We start from the raw sequence: 14890 nt of genomic DNA, 5'->3' as shown, positions 1-14890 counted from the left end.
GCGCGGCGGGCCGGCTGGGCGGGGCGGCGGGGCGTGCCAGCCGAGCGGGCGACCCCCGTCCGAGGGTGTTCACCCGCGCGCACGGCCTCGTTCACGTGGCGGCCACCCGGCAGGAGTCTGCTGGTCCCCGCTCCGCGGCGACTCCGTCGCGTGGCGACCGGATCACGATCACGATCACAGGAGCAGAACCGTGTCGAAGAACACCCCGAACCGCCGGCGTGCGGCCCTGACGACGGGGGTCGTCGCGACGGCCGCCGCCGCCGCCCTCGCCCTCAGCCCCGTCGCCGCCTTCGCGGCCACCCCCGCGAACATCGCCCAGAACGGTGGTGCCGCCCGCAGCATCGACGACAGCACGCAGCTGCTGCTCGACTCGGTGGAGGCCGGCCCCGCCAAGAACGTCATCCTGCTGATCGGCGACGGCATGGGCGACAGCGAGATCACGTCGGCGCGCAACTACGCCTACGGCGCCGGCGGAACGCTGCCCGGCATCGACGCCCTGCCCCTGACCGGCCAGTACACGACGTACTCGGTCTACCGGGACGGCGCGAACAAGGGCAAGCCCGACTACGTGCCGGACTCCGCCGCGACCGGCTCCGCCTGGGCCACCGGCACGAAGACCTACGACAACGCCATCTCGGTCGACGTCGACGGCGTCCCGCAGGACACCCTGCTCGAGATCGCCAAGGCCAACGGCAAGAAGACCGGCAACGTCTCGACCGCCGAGCTGCAGGACGCCACCCCGGCCGTGCAGGCCGCGCACGTCGCCGCCCGCAGCTGCTACGGCCCCGACAGCGTCACCCAGTGCGGCGCCGACGCGCTCGACCAGGGCGGCCTCGGCTCGATCAGCGAGCAGATCATCGGCACCCGTGCCGACCTCACCCTCGGCGGAGGCGCGACCTCGTTCGGCCAGTCCGCCCGTGCCGGTCAGTGGCAGGGCGACACCCTGTTCGCCCAGGCGCAGGACCGTGGCTACCAGGTCGTGCGCGACGCGGCCGGCCTCGACGCCCTGACGACCGCCGACCAGGCGCAGCCCGTGCTCGGCACCTTCACCGACGGCAACTTCCCGACCCGGTACGCCGCCACCACGGCGACCGTCGGCGGGGCCGACCTGGCCCCGCAGACCTGCCAGCCGAACCCGGCCCGCCTGTCCACCGGCCTCTCGCTGCAGTCGCTGACCGAGAAGTCGATCGACCTGCTCGACACCGGTGACCAGGGCTTCTTCCTGCAGGTCGAGGGCGCCTCGATCGACAAGCGCGACCACAGCGCCGACGCCTGCGGTCAGATCGGTGAGGTGCTCGACCTCGACGAGGCCGTCCAGTCCGCCCTCGCCTTCGCGAAGGCCGACGGCAACACGGTGGTCATCGTCACGGCGGACCACGCGCACACCAGCCAGATCGTCGACTCGACGCCGCCCGCCACGCTCAGCACCGCGCTGACGACGGTCGACGGCACCACGATGAAGATCGCCTACGGCACCGCCGCGGCGGGCGGGTCGCAGCAGCACACCGGCACGCAGTTGCGCGTCGCGGGTTACGGCCCCGGTGCCGCGAACGTCGTCGGCCTGATCGACCAGACCGACAACTTCTTCACCATCGTGAACGCCCTGCAGCTCGACCGCGACCTCGACGGCCTCAGCGCCGCCGCGACGATCTCGGCTCCGACCGAGGTCGCCCCCGGCGCCGAGTTCCCGGTCAGCACCGCCGGCCTCGCCGGCGACCGCCAGGTCACGGGCACGCTCGACGTCGACGGCACGGTGACCGACCTCGGCATCGCCGACGTGGTCGACGGCGTCGCGACCTACACCGTCACCGCCCCCACCGAGCCCGGCAGCCACACGATCACGCTGACCGGCACGCAGAGCGGCACGACGCTGGCGACGACCGTCGCCGTCGTCGAAGGCGCCGTCACCCCGGCTCCGACGACCCCACCTGCGGCGATCCCCGGTGACGGCTCGAGCGCAGGAGGCGCGGGGACGGCCGGCAACGGGGGCGGCCCCCTCGCGTTCACCGGCTCCGACGCCCTGCCCGCCCTGCTGCTCGCGCTGATGCTGGCCGGCACCGGTGCGGCCCTCGTGCTGCGTCGCCGCCACCGCGCGGCGTCCGTGCAGGACGGCGTGCAGCTCTAGGCGTTCCCCGCCCCGACACACGGGAGGCGCGGTGCCAGCCGGCACCGCGCCTCCTGCGTTCTCGGGTCGCGTCGGACCCTCGGGTCAGACCAGCGGGTCGCTGTCGGTCGAGCGACGCTCGACGCGCTCGCCCGTGGCCGGGTCGACCGCGCTGCGGGTCGTGGAGACCGTCGAGCGGCGGCGCGACGCGAAGGCGATGCCGATGATGGTCACGACCACGCCGGCCGCGATGAGGATGTAGCCGATCAGTTTGATGTCGATGCCCGCGACCTGGAAGTCGAGAGCGAACGCGAGGACCGCGCCGATCACGATCAAGGCGATTCCGCCGCCGATGCTCATGGGGTCTCCTTCGTCTGGCGCCGCCCCGGATGGGCGACGGCGCCGACGCGAGGGTCGGCGGGCCCCACAGTACCGACGGGCCGCCCCGATCGGCCACGACGCGGCGGAGGCGCTGCGAGGATGGTCCTGCCCGTCACCCCACCGCAGGAGATCCCATGACCGGACCCGCCGGCCCCGTGCCGCTCGACCAGCCGTACCACCGCGCCTCGCCGAAGGTCGCGGTCGTCCGGTTCTGGCGCAAGTACGCCACGTTCCACGGGAGGGCGAGCCGCAGCGAGTACTGGTGGTGGTTCGTCATCGCGCTCGTGTTCCAGGGGGCGCTCCAGGCCTGGGCCACGGGCAGCGGCGGAACGTCGACCTGGGCCGGGGGCGACAACGGCGACTGGACCTACATCGACCCACAGGGCGTCGTCGTCGTGCTGTGGTCGGTGGTCAGCTTCCTGCCGACCCTGGCGCTGCAGTCGCGGCGCCTGCACGACGGGGGCTTCACCGCCTGGTACGTGCTCTTCTACCTGCTGCCGGTCCTCGGGTGGCTGACCCTGCTCGTCATGTCGCTGCTGCCCTCGCGCGCCTCGGGCGAGCGGTTCGACACGGGTGGCGAGCGGCAGTACCCGGGCCCGGCCTGACCCGGCCGGACGGCGCCGGAGTCCCGCCCGGACACGGCGGCGACGGCGTCGTCGAGAGCCCCGGTCCATTGCCGGTCCTCGTCGTGGACCACGTGGCGCTCGCGGGCGCAAGGGGGTTACGGGGTCGGGCCACCGACCGCTAACCTGTTCGCACTCCGGTGGGCCCGACCGCCGTGGTGGTCCCGTTGAGCGACGTCCGTCGCTCGTTTCCCGGTGGTGGACTCTGCGTGCGTCGGGCCTCCGGAGCCCTGACGCCCGAGGCCCCGGACGAAGCCGATCCGACGCCGAGGCGACGCCGTCAGCCCTGCTGCGCCTCGTGCACCAGCTCGAGCGCCGCCCGCAGCCCCGCCGCCGGGACCTGTCCGGGCGCGCTCGTCGCCCCCGCCGATCCGAACGTGACGCACGAGCCGAACGTCTCGCCCGCGAGCCGGGACACGACGCCGAGCGGCCCCATCGACATGGTGATCGCGGGCACGATGCCGGCACCCGCCCGGAACTCGGCCGTGGCCCGCATCAGGGTCAGCACGTCGTCCGTGTTCGACGGCATGGCGGCGAACTTCGCCACGTCGGCACCGTTCTCTTGTTGTTCGAGCAGGCGTGACACGACCTCGCCCTGCGTGGGGGTGCCGCTGAAGTCGTGCGACGACATCACCACGACGAGCCCGGCGTCGTGCGCCGCGTCGACGAGCCCGCCGAGCAGGTCGGGGTCGGTGTACATCTCGACGTCCACGGCGTCGAGCAGCCCGGTGGCCATCGCCGAGCGCAGCACGGCGTCGTAGGTCGCGGGGGCGACGTCGTGCTCGCCTCCCTCGGGCTCGGTCCGCAGGGTGAACAGCAGGGGCAGTTCGGCGTCGAGCGCGCCACGCACCCGACGGACGACGTCGGCCACCAGGTCGAGGTCGGCGGCTCCCGTCGCCTCGGTTCCCGTGCGCACGGGACCGTCGGGGTCCGGTGCCGCGGCGAACGCGGCGTCGACGAAGTCGATGCGCAGTTCGACCAGTTCGGCCGTGTCGGTGTCGAGCGCCGAGGCGGCGTCGACCAGCGCGTCGAGGGTGCGGGCCACGAGCGGGACGCAGACCGCGGGACGCCCGGTGCCGAGCGCGACCCGACCGATCGAGACCGGCAGTGGGGTCGCCATCGTCAGCGCGCCACGCTGTCGGTGGTCGACCGGTCGCGGATCGGCGAGCCCACGGAGGCGCGCATCGCGTCGCGCAGGACGCCCTCGTCGGGGACCGGCTCGTCCTGCGCCCGCCCGGAGAAGAGCCTGACCTGGCCGAGCGCCTGCTCGACGAGCATGTCGAGGCCGTTGAAGACGATGCCCCCGTCGGCCGACCAGCGCGACGCGAGGCGCGTCGGCCAGGGCTCGTAGGCGACGTCGAAGAGGACGGACGAGCCACCGGCCGGACGCAGGTGGAGGTCGTCCGCCGCGCCGCCGGGCAAGGTGCTGATGACGAAGTCCAACGGGCCGAGCGAGGGCAGCTCGGTGAGCGGGGCGACCATGACGTCGGCGCCCAGCTCGGCGGCCAGGGACGTCAGCTCGCCGGCGCGCATGGGGTTGCGCAGGTGGATCGAGAAGGACCGGGCGCCGAGATCCCACGCGGCGGCCATCGCGGACAGGGCGGTGGCGCCCCCGCCGAGGATGGTGGCCGCGGCGGGCCGGGCGTCGTGGAAGCCCTCGACGCTGCGGACGATGCCGTCGACGTCGGTGTTGTGCCCGTGGCGGCGACCGTCGTCGTCGATGACGACGGTGTTGGCGACCCCGAGACGTCGGGCGAGCGGAGAGACGGTGTCGAGCAGGGGCAGCACCTCGCGCTTGAGCGGCATCGTCAGGCTCAGGCCGCGCCAGCTCGCGTCGAGGCCCCCGACGAAGTCGGCGAGCCCGCCCGAGGCGACCTCGACCCGGTCGTAGTCGAAGGGCAGGCCGAGGTGCTCGTACGCCGTGCGGTGCAGCACCGGTGACAGCGAGTGCTCGATCGGCGACCCCAGGACGGCGAGACGTCGGCGAGCATCGGTCACGGGTGGGCCCCTCCCTGCGCCCGCGGCTCGGACGACGACCCACCCTAACGCGAGGGCCCTGAGGGGGTGCGGGGTGGTGGCGACCGGCACCGCGCCTCCTCGTCCCGTCGGGTCTGGCAGGGTCGGTGCATGCAGATCCGACCCTTCGACGAGGCCGACACCGAGACCGTCGTGGCGCTCTGGGAGCGCTGCGGGCTGACCCGCCCGTGGAACGACCCGCGACGCGACATCGAACGCAAGCTGACCGTGCAGCGCGAGCTGTTCCTGGTCGGCGTCGACGACGAGGAGGCGCTGGTCGCGACCGCGATGGCCGGGTACGACGGCCATCGCGGCTGGGTGTACTACGTCGCGGTCGAGCCCGATCGCCAGGGGGAGGGGTTCGGCCGGCAGCTCATGGCCGAGGTCGAGCGGTCGCTCGAGGCGCTGGGATGCCCGAAGGCCAATTTCCAGGTGCGCACCGGCAACGAGCGGGTACGGGCGTTGTACGAACACCTGGGGTACTCGGTCGACGACGCGTTCGGCATGGGCAAGCGGCTGATCGCCGACTGAGGCGCGGTGTCCGGAGGCTCCGGTGGAGCCCCTCGGCGGGCCCGTCGCTCGGCCTCGCGGCGTCGGATGAACAACATGTGACGATCTTCGGCGGACTCTTGTCGGGCACCCAGCGAGAACTTAGGGTCGTGTGGTGTGCCCCCTGTCGGGGGGTGCCGTCCCGCCCGAACCGTCTTCTCCAGGAGCACCGACGCCCATGCGCATCAGCCCCCCGTCATCCGAGTCCGTCCCGACGGGAGGCCGGCGGCGAGTCCGCGGTGCGGCCCTCGCGTCCGTCGCCACCGGCACCCTGCTGCTCGGCCTGGTCGCCGCGGCACCGGCCCAGGCCGTCCCGGTCACGATCGACCTCGTCGGCATCAACGACTTCCACGGTCGACTCGAGGCCGACGCCCCCGGTGCTCGCGCCTCCATCGCCGGCGCGGCCGTCCTCGCGGGCGCCGTCAAGTCGGTCGAGGCGCAGAACCCCAACACGCTCTTCGTCTCGGCGGGCGACAACATCGGCGCCTCGACGTTCACCTCGTTCATCCAGGACGACGAGCCGACCCTCGACGCCCTGAACGCCATGGGCCTCGACGTCAGCACGCCGGGCAACCACGAGTTCGACAAGGGCCAGGACGACTTCAACGGCCGCGTCCGGGCGAACAGCGAGTTCCCCTACGTGAACGCGAACATCCTCCGGAGCGACGGGACGCCCGCCTACGACCCCTACGTCGTCGAGGAGATCGGCGGCGTCCGCGTCGCGTTCATCGGCGCGCTGACCGAGACCATGCCGACGCTCGTCAGCCCGGCCGGCATCGAGGGGCTCACCTTCGCCCCCGTCGTCGAGTCGGTCAACGCCGTCGCGGACGACATCGTCGCGGCCGACGCGGCCGACGCCATCGTCCTGCTGCTGCACGAGGGCGCCGAGACCGGCAGCCTCGACTCCGTCACCGGCGACAACGCGTTCGGCGAGATCGCCCGCGGCGTCTCGGGCGACGTGTCGGCCATCTTCTCGGGACACACCCACCAGGGCTACGACTACCTCGTCTCGCCGTCCGACGGCGGCCCGCAGCGTGCCGTCGTGCAGACGGGCAGCTACGGGACGAACCTCGCCCGGGTGACCATGACGGTCGACCCCGCCGCCACCGCCTTCCGTGACCGCGTGACCATCGCCTCGCACCGTCTGGTGCCGCTCTACGGTGCCTTCACGCCCGACCCCACCGTCCAGGCCATCGTCGCCTCGGCCGTCGACGTCGCCGCCGAGCGGGGGGCCGAGGTCATCGGTTCGATCAGCGACTCCTTCAACCGGGCCTACAACGCCAACCCGGACGCCAACGGCCTCCCCGTCTCGAACCGGGCCGGTGAGTCGACGCTCGGCAACTTCGTCGCCGACATCCAGCTGTCGTCGACGACGGCGAGCGGTGCCCAGCTCGCCTTCATGAACCCGGGCGGCCTGCGGGACGACCTGCCCTTCGTGGCGCCGGACGGCGACGTGACGTACAAGGCCGCCGCGGCCGTGCAGCCCTTCGCCAACACGCTCGTCGTGGTCGACATGACCGGCGCCGAGATCCGCCAGGTGCTCGAACAGCAGTGGCCGACCGCCGGCCGTACCAGCACCCTGAAGCTCGGCACGTCCGAGGGTCTGACCTACACGTACGACCCCACCGCGGCGGCGGGCTCGCGCATCGCGGCCGTCTCGCTCGACGGCGTGGCCGTCGACGACGCCACGATCTACAAGGTGACGGTCAACTCGTTCCTCGCCTCGGGTGGCGATGGGTTCACCGCCTTCGCCAACGGTCGCGCCCACGCCGACAGCGGCAAGGTCGACCTGCAGAGCCAGCTCGAGTACTTCGACGCCCAGGCCGGCGACCCGTCCGACCCCGACTTCGCCTCGCGTTCGGTCGGCGTCTCGGGGCTGACCGCTGCGCCCGTCGGCGGGTTCGCCGCCGGTGACACCGTGTCGATGACCCTGTCGTCGCTCGTCCTGCAGCAGGCCGCCGCGGACGCGTCGGGCACCGTGACCGCGACGCTCGACGGCGTCGAGCTCGCCTCGGCCCCGATCGACGAGACCATCCTCGACAACTCGGACGAACAGGGTCGTGCCACGGTGACCTTCGTCGTCCCCGAGGGCATCACCGCTCCCGCTGCCGGACCGGTCACGCGTCAGGTCGTGCTCTCGGTCGCCGGCACCGGCACGACGGCGTCCGTCCCGGTCGTCTTCGCCGCGGCGGCCGCTCCCGTGGTCGTCCCGCCGACCGACCCCGGCACCACGCCTCCGGTCACGACCCCCGGCGGCACCGTGCCCGGCACCACCCCCGGCTCGGGTCCGGGCACCACGCCCGCCGGCACGGTCCGCAACGCCGACGGCTCGCTGGCCTTCACCGGCCAGGACGGCCTGGGTCTCGCGGCCCTCGCCGGGCTCGCCCTGATGCTGGCCGGCGGCTCGGCGCTGGTCGTCGCCCGCCGCCGTCGCCTCCGCGCGACGGTGACGCCCACCGAGGGCTGACGCCCCCGGCATCGCACCACCGACCGGACGTCGCACCACGGAATCCCGTGGTGCGACGTTCCGTTCGTGGTGCGACCATCGCGCGGCGGCGCGGAGGCGACGGCGGCACGACCGACCGGCACCGCGCCTCCCGTACGCTCGTCGGGTGACGACGTTCGCGTACCACCGCCTCTTCCGTTCCCTGCCCTCGTACCGGTGGTGGAAACCGCTGCTGGCGGCCGTCGTGGCGGCCGTCACGTACCTGCTCGCGTCGGTCGTGGTCTACGTGGCAGTCCTCGGGGTGACCACGGCCGTGGGCGGCACCGCCGCCGCCGAACGTCTGCAGCGCGGCATCGAGGGCGACGCCCTGGCCGCCGCCGACCCGCTCGTGCTCTTCACGACGCTCGCCTCGATCGCGGTCATGCTGCCGGCCATCATGCTGGGCACGCTGATCGTCGGCCCCGGCGCGGTCGGCAGCCTCTCGAGCGTCGCCGGGCGGCTGCGCTGGCGGTGGCTCGTGCGATGCCTCGTGCCCGCCCTCGCGTTCATGGCCCTGACGGTGGGGCTCAGCTACGTCGTGGTGCCCCCGCTGTCGGGCGAACCGATCGGCACCGGCCCGGTCACCACGCCGGCCGACACCCTCGTCTGGGCGGTCGTCGTCATCCTCGTGGTCACGCCGCTCCAGGCGACGGCCGAAGAGTACGCGTTCCGCGGGCTCGCCATGCAGACGATCGGCTCGTGGTTGAGGTACCCGATCGCGGCGATCGTCCTTCCCACGGTCGGGTTCGCGTTCGGCCACGACTACAACGCGTGGGGCATGCTCGACGTCGCCGTGTTCGGCGTGGCCGCGGCCTACCTGACCTGGCGCACCGGCGGGCTCGAGGCGGCGATCGTCGCGCACGTGCTCAACAACACCGTGCTCTTCCTGTTGTCGGCCCCCTTCGCGGGCGTCGAGTCGAGCGACGGCAGCCCCCTCGCCCTGGCGGTGACGCTGGTCTCGACGCCGCTCTACGTGTGGCTCGTGCTGCGGGCGGCCCGACGCACCGGGCTCGTGACGGTCCGCAGCGCTCCTCTCGTGCCCGGCGCTCCCGCGCCGGGCGAACCCCTCGTCCCCGGTGCCCGTCCGACCGACGACCGTCCCCAGGAGGCGCGGGTCGACTGACCGCGTCGGCGGCCGCTCGTAGACTCGACGCGTGACCACCACCGCCTCGCCCGCCCTGGCTCCCGACGCTCCCACCGCAGCCCTCGACGTGCTGCACCGGGTGTTCGGCTACGACGAGTTCCGTGGACAGCAGGCGCAGATCATCGACCAGGTGGTCCAGGGCGGCGACGCCCTCGTGCTCATGCCCACGGGTGGCGGCAAGTCGCTCTGCTACCAGGTGCCCGCCCTCGTCCGCGACGGCACGGGCATCGTCGTCTCGCCGCTCATCGCGCTGATGCAAGACCAGGTCGACGCCCTCGAGGCCGTCGGCGTCCGGGCGGCGTTCCTCAACTCGACGCAAGACCCCGACCGTCGTCGTGCGGTCGAGCAGGCGTTCGTCGCGGGCGAGCTCGACATGCTCTACCTCGCGCCCGAGCGGCTCAAGCTCGAGTCCACGAAGTCGCTGCTCGACCGGGGCCACGTCTCGCTCTTCGCCATCGACGAGGCCCACTGCGTGGCGCAGTGGGGGCACGACTTCCGTCCCGACTACCTCGAGCTGTCGGTGTTGCACGAGCGCTGGCCCGACGTCCCGCGCATCGCGCTGACGGCGACGGCCACCGAGACCACCCACCGCGAGATCTCACGCCGCCTCGAGCTCGACGACGCGAAGCACTTCGTCGCCGACTTCGACCGGCCCAACATCCAGTACCGCATCGAGGCGAAAGACGGCCCACAGCAGCAGCTGCTGCGGTTCATCCGCACCGAGCACGACGGCGACGCCGGCATCGTGTACTGCCTGTCCCGCAAGTCGGTCGAGAGCACGGCCGAGTTCCTGGTCAAGCAGGGCATCCCGGCGCTGCCGTACCACGCGGGCCTCGAGGCGCAGACCCGGGCACGCAACCAGGCGCGCTTCCTGCGCGACGAGGGCATCGTGATGGTCGCCACCATCGCCTTCGGCATGGGCATCGACAAGCCCGACGTCCGTTTCGTCGCGCACCTCGACCTGCCCAAGTCGGTCGAGGGCTACTACCAGGAGACCGGCCGGGCCGGCCGCGACGGCCTGCCCTCGACGGCCTGGTTGGCCTACGGCCTGCAAGACGTCGTGCAGCAGCGGCGCATGATCGACCAGTCCGAGGGCGACGCCGAGCACCGTCGCAAGCTCGGCGCCCACCTCGACGCCATGCTCGCCCTGTGCGAGACGGTCGAGTGCCGACGGGTGCAGCTGCTCGGCTACTTCGGTCAGGCGAGCACCGCCTGCGGCAACTGCGACACCTGCCTCTCGCCGCCCGAGTCGCTCGACGGCACGGTGCCCGCCCAGAAGCTCCTCTCGACGGTCGTCCGGCTGAAGCGAGAGCGCAACCAGCAGTTCGGCGCGGGCCAGATCGTCGACATCCTCGTCGGCAAGTCGACCCCCAAGGTCCTCCAGAACCGCCACGAGCAGCTGTCCACCTTCGGCATCGGCACCGAGCTGAACGACGTCGAGTGGCGGGGCGTCGTCCGGCAGCTGCTCGCCCAGGGGGTGTTGGCGGTCTCGCCCGACGGCTACGGCACCCTGCTGCTCACCGACGCGGCGGGCGAGGTGCTCTCGGGCGGCCGCACCGTCCGGTTGCGGCGCGAGCCCGAACGTCCGGCGCGCTCGGCCCGGGCGCGGAGCGGGTCGGGTTCGTCGGGCCGCGGCTCCTCACGGGGCGCCGCCGAGTTGACGGGTGACGACGCCGCCCTGTTCGAGACGCTGCGCGAGTGGCGTGCCGGCGTGGCCCGGGCGCAGGGCGTCCCGGCCTACGTGGTGTTCGGAGACGTCACCCTGCGGGGCATCGCGTCCGAACGGCCCACCTCGCTCGATCAGCTCGCGGGCATCAGCGGCGTCGGCCAGAAGAAACTCGACACCTACGGTCAGCAGGTGCTCGCCGTCGTGGGCGGCACCGCACCGGCCGAGGCGGCGGCCGTCGGGTCGTCCCCGACGGCGTCGGCGCCGGCCGGCACGACGCCCCGCTCGTCCCGGGCGACCTCGACCGCCCCCGCTCGTGGTGCCCGCCGTGCCGCGCCGCCCGCCGTCGACGAGGTGCCCGAGGTGCCGGCCGACGATCTCTACGACGTGCCGGCCGACGCTCCCTACGACCCCTACGACGACGCCCCGCCGCCGCCCGACGACTGGCGCTGACCCGGGGTCGACGGGCCGAAGCCGAGCAGCGGGAACGCCTGCGACAGGACGACCAGCGCGACCGTCGTGATCACCATGGCCGAGAACCCGCCCAAGAAGGGCTGTCCGTTCATGCGGGCGACGTAGGCCGCGGCGAGCAGCACGGCCCCGCCCGCCGGGGGTGCCAACCCGATGAAGCGCATGCTCGTCCGGTCGAGCGCAGCGCCTCGTCGCGTCCGGCGGACCGACGAGACCGCCACGACGACGAGCGCGAGCCAGACGACCGCCGACAGCACGTAGAGGCCGGTCGCCACGACCGTCGCGGTGAGACCGACGCCGACCGAGGTGCCCGCGCCGACGATGCTGGCGACGGCGAAGTAGGTGGAGATCAGCGCGGTGGCGCCGAAGACGACCGGCAGGCGCGAAGGGCGGGTGGTCATGGTCTCGTCGTCCAAGGCGGTCCTCTCGGGTCGTGGGGGCTGTCGTCGGGGGATGCGGCGGGGCACTCGGGGCACTCGGGGCGCCTCGGGCCGTCCGGGGCCGTCCCCGGCTGTCGGAGCGGGGCGCGGGGGGCCGTCCGCCCGGCCGGACCACCGCCCACGGGGACGGGCGGTGCGTCGCGGCGCTCGCCCCGGGTCTCGGGTCGATCCCCCGACGAGGACTCGTCGGAGGGTCGTGAACCGGACGAGCGTCCCGTTTCGGTCGGTCTCCGACGATAGGCCGCGGCTCCGGCGGCGGCAATCCTCCCTGAGGGGGACACCCGTTGTTCCCCGAATCGGGTGGTGCGGGTGGGTGCCGAGGGCCCCCGGGTGAGGCGCACAGGCGAGCCATGCGCCTCGGGGAATGTGGCGTCGGGCACAGTGGAGCGTGCTCACAACCCTCAGCCGTTCGGTCCTGTCACCCCTGGTGCGCGCGGTCTGGCGCCCCCGGGTGATCGGGCGCCGCAACGTCCCGCGGCGCGGCGCCGTCATCCTGGCCAGCAACCATCTCTCGTTCATGGACAGCGTCGTGATCACCCTCATGGCACCCCGTCAGGTCTCGTTCCTCGCGAAGAACGCCTACTTCACCGGCTCGGGCCTCAAGGGTCGGGCGTCGCGGGCCTTCTTCACCGGCATCGGCGCGATCGGCGTCGAGAGAGGGGCCGGGTCCGCCGCGCAGCACGCCCTCGACCTGGGCCTCGGCAAGCTGACCGACGGTGACGCGTTCGCGATCTACCCCGAAGGGACGCGCTCCCTCGACGGGCGGCTCTACCGCGGCCGGACGGGCGTCGCCTGGCTCGCGCTCACGAGCGGGGCCCCGGTCGTGCCGGTCGCCCTGACGGGGACGCAGGAACTGCAGCCGGTGGGCACGCGCCTCCCGCGCCTCCGGAAGGTCACCGTCGAGTTCGGCGAGCCCATCCACCTCTCGCGCCACGGGGAGGCGAAGTCGGGTCGGGCTCGTCGCCACGCCACCGACGAGGTGATGGCGGCCGTCCAGCGTCTCAGTGGCCAGGTCGAGGCGGGCGTCTACAACGATCCGCCCGCTCCCTCGGTCGTCGCCCGGGTGCGTCGCGCGATGCGGCCCGACCCCGTCGGGCCCGATCCGCTCGACTGAGCCGCGCTGCTCGCGCGTCCCGGGCGTAGCGTCTGAGCCATGAAGGTCGCAGTGCTCGGGACGGGCATCATGGGTCAGGGCGTGGCGGGGACACTGCTGCGCGAGGGGTTCGACGTCACGGTCTGGAACCGCACGAGGTCGAAGGCCGAGCCGCTCGCCGCCGACGGTGCCGTGGTCGCCGACACGGCGCGGCAGGCGGTCGAGGGCGCCGACGTGGTCGTCACCGTGCTGTTCGACGGCGACGCCGTGCTCGAGGTCCTCGACGAGGCCGCCGACGCGAGCGGTGCCGACACCGTGTGGGTGCAGGCCAGCACCATCGGCGAGGCCGACACGGCCCGCGTCGTCGGGACGGCCGACGGGCACGGACTCCGGCTCGTCGAGGCGATGATGCTCGGCACGAAGAAGCCGGCCGCGACGGGGAAGCTCGTCATGCTGGCCGCCGGCGACGACGCCCTGCTCGACGCCGTGCGTCCGGTCCTCGACGCCATGGGCTCCAAGACGATCGTCGCGGGCGACACGGTCGGACAGGGCACGGCGCTGAAGCTCGCCGCCAACGCGTGGATCGCCACGATCACCGCCGCCACGGCCCAGTCGCTCGCGCTGACGGAGGCCCTGGGCCTCGACCCGCAGCTCTTCCTCGACGCCATCGACGGGGGCCAGTCGGACACCCCGTACGCGCACCTCAAGGGCGCGACGATGATCGCCGGCGACTACCCGGCCCAGTTCGCGCTCGACGGCATCCGCAAGGACATCGACCTCATGCAGGAGGCCGCCCAGGGCACGGGCTTCGACACCGGTCTGCTCGAGGCGCTGTCCGGCGTCTACGCGACCGCGGCCGACCGGGGGCACGGCGGCGACGACATCGCCGCGGTCCGCACGGGCTTCGACCGGGACGGTTCCGCCGAGACCCGCTAGGACCGCCGAGACCCTCGTGCGCGCAGGAGGGTCTCAGTGGCCGGGGCTCGTGGGGCCGGCAACGGCGGCGATGAGCGACGCCGCGACGGCCCGGCCCGTCGTCGTGTCGCGGTCGGGCTCGCGGAGTCGCATGGCGAGGTCGCCGGTGACCACCAGCAGCAGGCGTTCGGCGAGGCCCTCGGCCTCGGGGCCGACGAGCGGGCGTGCCAGGTCGGTGAGTCGCGTGCGCAGCGTCTCGGTGTCGAGTCGCACGGCCTCGGCGACGTCGGCGGGAGGATCGACGTACTCGGCCGCCGAGGCGAGGAACGCACACCAGCGCGCCCCCGTCGGGCGGGACCGGAAGTCGTCCAACGCGTCGAAGATCGCGAGGAGGCGCGGGCCGGCCTCGTCGCACCGGGCGACGGCGGCGTCCCAGGTGGCGAGCCAGTCGTGGTGGCGACGGGTCAGCGCTGCGGCGACCAGCGCCTCCTTGCTGCGGTAGCCGCGGTACATCGTCGCGGCCGACACGCCGGCGCGGGCGAGGACGGCGTCGACGGGCGTCGCGCCGATGCCGTTCGTGAAGAACAGGTCGTCGGCGGCGTCGAGGATCTTCTTCTCGCTGGCCGGGCGCAGGGGCATGCGGACAGCTTAGGCTGTGAAAATGAAACGCACGTTTTCGATTGGCTCCGGGCTCGTCGCAGCCGGCACGGCCCTCATCGCCGTGACCTACGGCCTGGTCCGCCTCGCCTACGGGCTGTACCTGCCCGAGACGCAGGCCGACCTCGGGTTCGACGCCGGCATCGCCGGGCTGATCTCGTCGGGCGGATCGCTCGCCTACGTCGCCGGCGCGGTGGCGGGGTTCGCGGCGTCCGCCCGGCACCCACGAGGCCTCGTCGTCACGGCGGGTGCGGCGGCCTTGATCGGTGCCGCGGGCATGGCCCTCGCGCCCGACGTGGTGCCGTTCGCGCTCGCGGCCGTGCTCAGCTCGGCCGGGGCCGGCCTC

Annotated in this window: 14 protein-coding genes; 9 read left to right on the top strand and 5 right to left on the bottom strand. The window is 73.3% G+C overall.

From position 1 onward, the window contains the following. The first annotated feature begins 190 nt into the window (after nt 1–190). On the top strand, nt 191–2125 hold the full coding sequence (gene phoA / locus IFT36_RS11400) for an alkaline phosphatase (RefSeq protein WP_307785089.1): 1935 nt from the start codon (nt 191–193) through the stop codon (nt 2123–2125). An 84-nt stretch (nt 2126–2209) separates the two neighbouring features. On the opposite strand, the gene IFT36_RS11395 is transcribed toward phoA, so the two are convergent. Further along, nucleotides 2210–2464 carry a DUF6458 family protein gene (locus IFT36_RS11395; protein WP_043593189.1) on the bottom strand — a complete coding sequence of 85 codons (255 nt, stop codon included), beginning with the start codon at nt 2462–2464 and terminating at the stop codon, nt 2210–2212. A 155-nt stretch (nt 2465–2619) separates the two neighbouring features. Here IFT36_RS11395 and IFT36_RS11390 point away from each other — a divergent pair, with 155 nt between their 5' ends. Continuing rightward, nucleotides 2620–3090: a DUF805 domain-containing protein gene (locus IFT36_RS11390; RefSeq protein ID WP_056049404.1), complete on the top strand. Its 471-nt coding sequence runs from the start codon at nt 2620–2622 to the stop codon at nt 3088–3090. Between the two features lie 298 nt (nt 3091–3388). Here the strand turns inward: IFT36_RS11390 and aroD are convergent, their stop codons facing one another. Together aroD and IFT36_RS11380 are read right to left on the bottom strand one after the other, a co-directional pair. Then, the gene (aroD, locus tag IFT36_RS11385) at nt 3389–4228 is read right to left on the bottom strand and encodes a type I 3-dehydroquinate dehydratase (protein ID WP_200413176.1); all 840 of its coding nucleotides are present in this window, start codon (nt 4226–4228) and stop codon (nt 3389–3391) included. A 2-nt stretch (nt 4229–4230) separates the two neighbouring features. Continuing rightward, nucleotides 4231–5106, bottom strand: a complete 876-nt coding sequence (locus IFT36_RS11380) for a shikimate dehydrogenase (protein ID WP_159826768.1) — start codon at nt 5104–5106, stop codon at nt 4231–4233. 129 nt (nt 5107–5235) lie between these two features. Here IFT36_RS11380 and IFT36_RS11375 point away from each other — a divergent pair, with 129 nt between their 5' ends. From IFT36_RS11375 to recQ, 4 genes are all read left to right on the top strand, one after another. Beyond that, on the top strand, nt 5236–5655 hold the full coding sequence (locus IFT36_RS11375) for a GNAT family acetyltransferase (protein ID WP_056049393.1): 420 nt from the start codon (nt 5236–5238) through the stop codon (nt 5653–5655). Nucleotides 5656–5851: 196 nt separating this feature from the next. Then, on the top strand, nt 5852–8140 hold the full coding sequence (locus tag IFT36_RS11370) for a bifunctional metallophosphatase/5'-nucleotidase (RefSeq protein ID WP_056049390.1): 2289 nt from the start codon (nt 5852–5854) through the stop codon (nt 8138–8140). Between the two features lie 145 nt (nt 8141–8285). Next, entirely contained in the window at nt 8286–9281 is a 996-nt protein-coding gene (locus IFT36_RS16960; RefSeq protein ID WP_173151942.1) for a type II CAAX endopeptidase family protein, read from the top strand. Nucleotides 9282–9312: 31 nt separating this feature from the next. Next, the gene (gene recQ / locus IFT36_RS11360; protein WP_200413175.1) at nt 9313–11421 is read left to right on the top strand and encodes a DNA helicase RecQ; all 2109 of its coding nucleotides are present in this window, start codon (nt 9313–9315) and stop codon (nt 11419–11421) included. On the opposite strand, the gene IFT36_RS11355 is transcribed toward recQ, so the two are convergent. Further along, nucleotides 11382–11840 carry a hypothetical protein gene (locus tag IFT36_RS11355; protein ID WP_157485546.1) on the bottom strand — a complete coding sequence of 153 codons (459 nt, stop codon included), beginning with the start codon at nt 11838–11840 and terminating at the stop codon, nt 11382–11384. The two genes, recQ and IFT36_RS11355, sit on opposite strands and share 40 nt — an antisense overlap. Before the next feature lie 403 nt (nt 11841–12243). On the opposite strand from IFT36_RS11355, the gene IFT36_RS11350 reads away from it, so the two are divergent. Together IFT36_RS11350 and IFT36_RS11345 are read left to right on the top strand one after the other, a co-directional pair. Continuing rightward, a complete protein-coding gene (locus IFT36_RS11350; RefSeq protein WP_200413174.1) occupies nt 12244–12993 on the top strand; it encodes a lysophospholipid acyltransferase family protein in 750 nt (249 codons plus the stop codon). A gap of 39 nt (nt 12994–13032) precedes the next feature. Beyond that, nucleotides 13033–13908 carry an NAD(P)-dependent oxidoreductase gene (locus IFT36_RS11345; RefSeq protein WP_200413173.1) on the top strand — a complete coding sequence of 292 codons (876 nt, stop codon included), beginning with the start codon at nt 13033–13035 and terminating at the stop codon, nt 13906–13908. 33 nt (nt 13909–13941) lie between these two features. Here the strand turns inward: IFT36_RS11345 and IFT36_RS11340 are convergent, their stop codons facing one another. Then, nucleotides 13942–14526: a TetR/AcrR family transcriptional regulator gene (locus IFT36_RS11340; protein ID WP_200413172.1), complete on the bottom strand. Its 585-nt coding sequence runs from the start codon at nt 14524–14526 to the stop codon at nt 13942–13944. Nucleotides 14527–14548: 22 nt separating this feature from the next. Between IFT36_RS11340 and IFT36_RS11335 the strand changes: the two genes are divergently transcribed. Further along, nucleotides 14549–14890: YbfB/YjiJ family MFS transporter (locus tag IFT36_RS11335; RefSeq protein WP_200413171.1), on the top strand; the 342-nt coding region annotated here is incomplete at its 3' end.

It is taken from the genome of Frigoribacterium sp. CFBP 13605 (assembly GCF_014839405.1).
GTDB lineage: Bacteria > Actinomycetota > Actinomycetes > Actinomycetales > Microbacteriaceae > Frigoribacterium.
This window is presented reverse-complemented; position numbering and strand designations above follow the sequence as displayed.

Coding starts and splice junctions, on each gene's coding strand:
- IFT36_RS11395 (WP_043593189.1), bottom strand. CDS start 2,464: ATGAGCATCGGCGGCGGAATCGCCTTGATCGTGATCGGCGCGGTCCTC.
- IFT36_RS11390 (WP_056049404.1), top strand. CDS start 2,620: ATGACCGGACCCGCCGGCCCCGTGCCGCTCGACCAGCCGTACCACCGC.
- aroD (WP_200413176.1), bottom strand. CDS start 4,228: ATGGCGACCCCACTGCCGGTCTCGATCGGTCGGGTCGCGCTCGGCACC.
- IFT36_RS11375 (WP_056049393.1), top strand. CDS start 5,236: ATGCAGATCCGACCCTTCGACGAGGCCGACACCGAGACCGTCGTGGCG.
- IFT36_RS11370 (WP_056049390.1), top strand. CDS start 5,852: ATGCGCATCAGCCCCCCGTCATCCGAGTCCGTCCCGACGGGAGGCCGG.
- IFT36_RS11355 (WP_157485546.1), bottom strand. CDS start 11,840: ATGACCACCCGCCCTTCGCGCCTGCCGGTCGTCTTCGGCGCCACCGCG.
- IFT36_RS11350 (WP_200413174.1), top strand. CDS start 12,244: ATGTGGCGTCGGGCACAGTGGAGCGTGCTCACAACCCTCAGCCGTTCG.
- IFT36_RS11345 (WP_200413173.1), top strand. CDS start 13,033: ATGAAGGTCGCAGTGCTCGGGACGGGCATCATGGGTCAGGGCGTGGCG.
- IFT36_RS11340 (WP_200413172.1), bottom strand. CDS start 14,526: ATGCCCCTGCGCCCGGCCAGCGAGAAGAAGATCCTCGACGCCGCCGAC.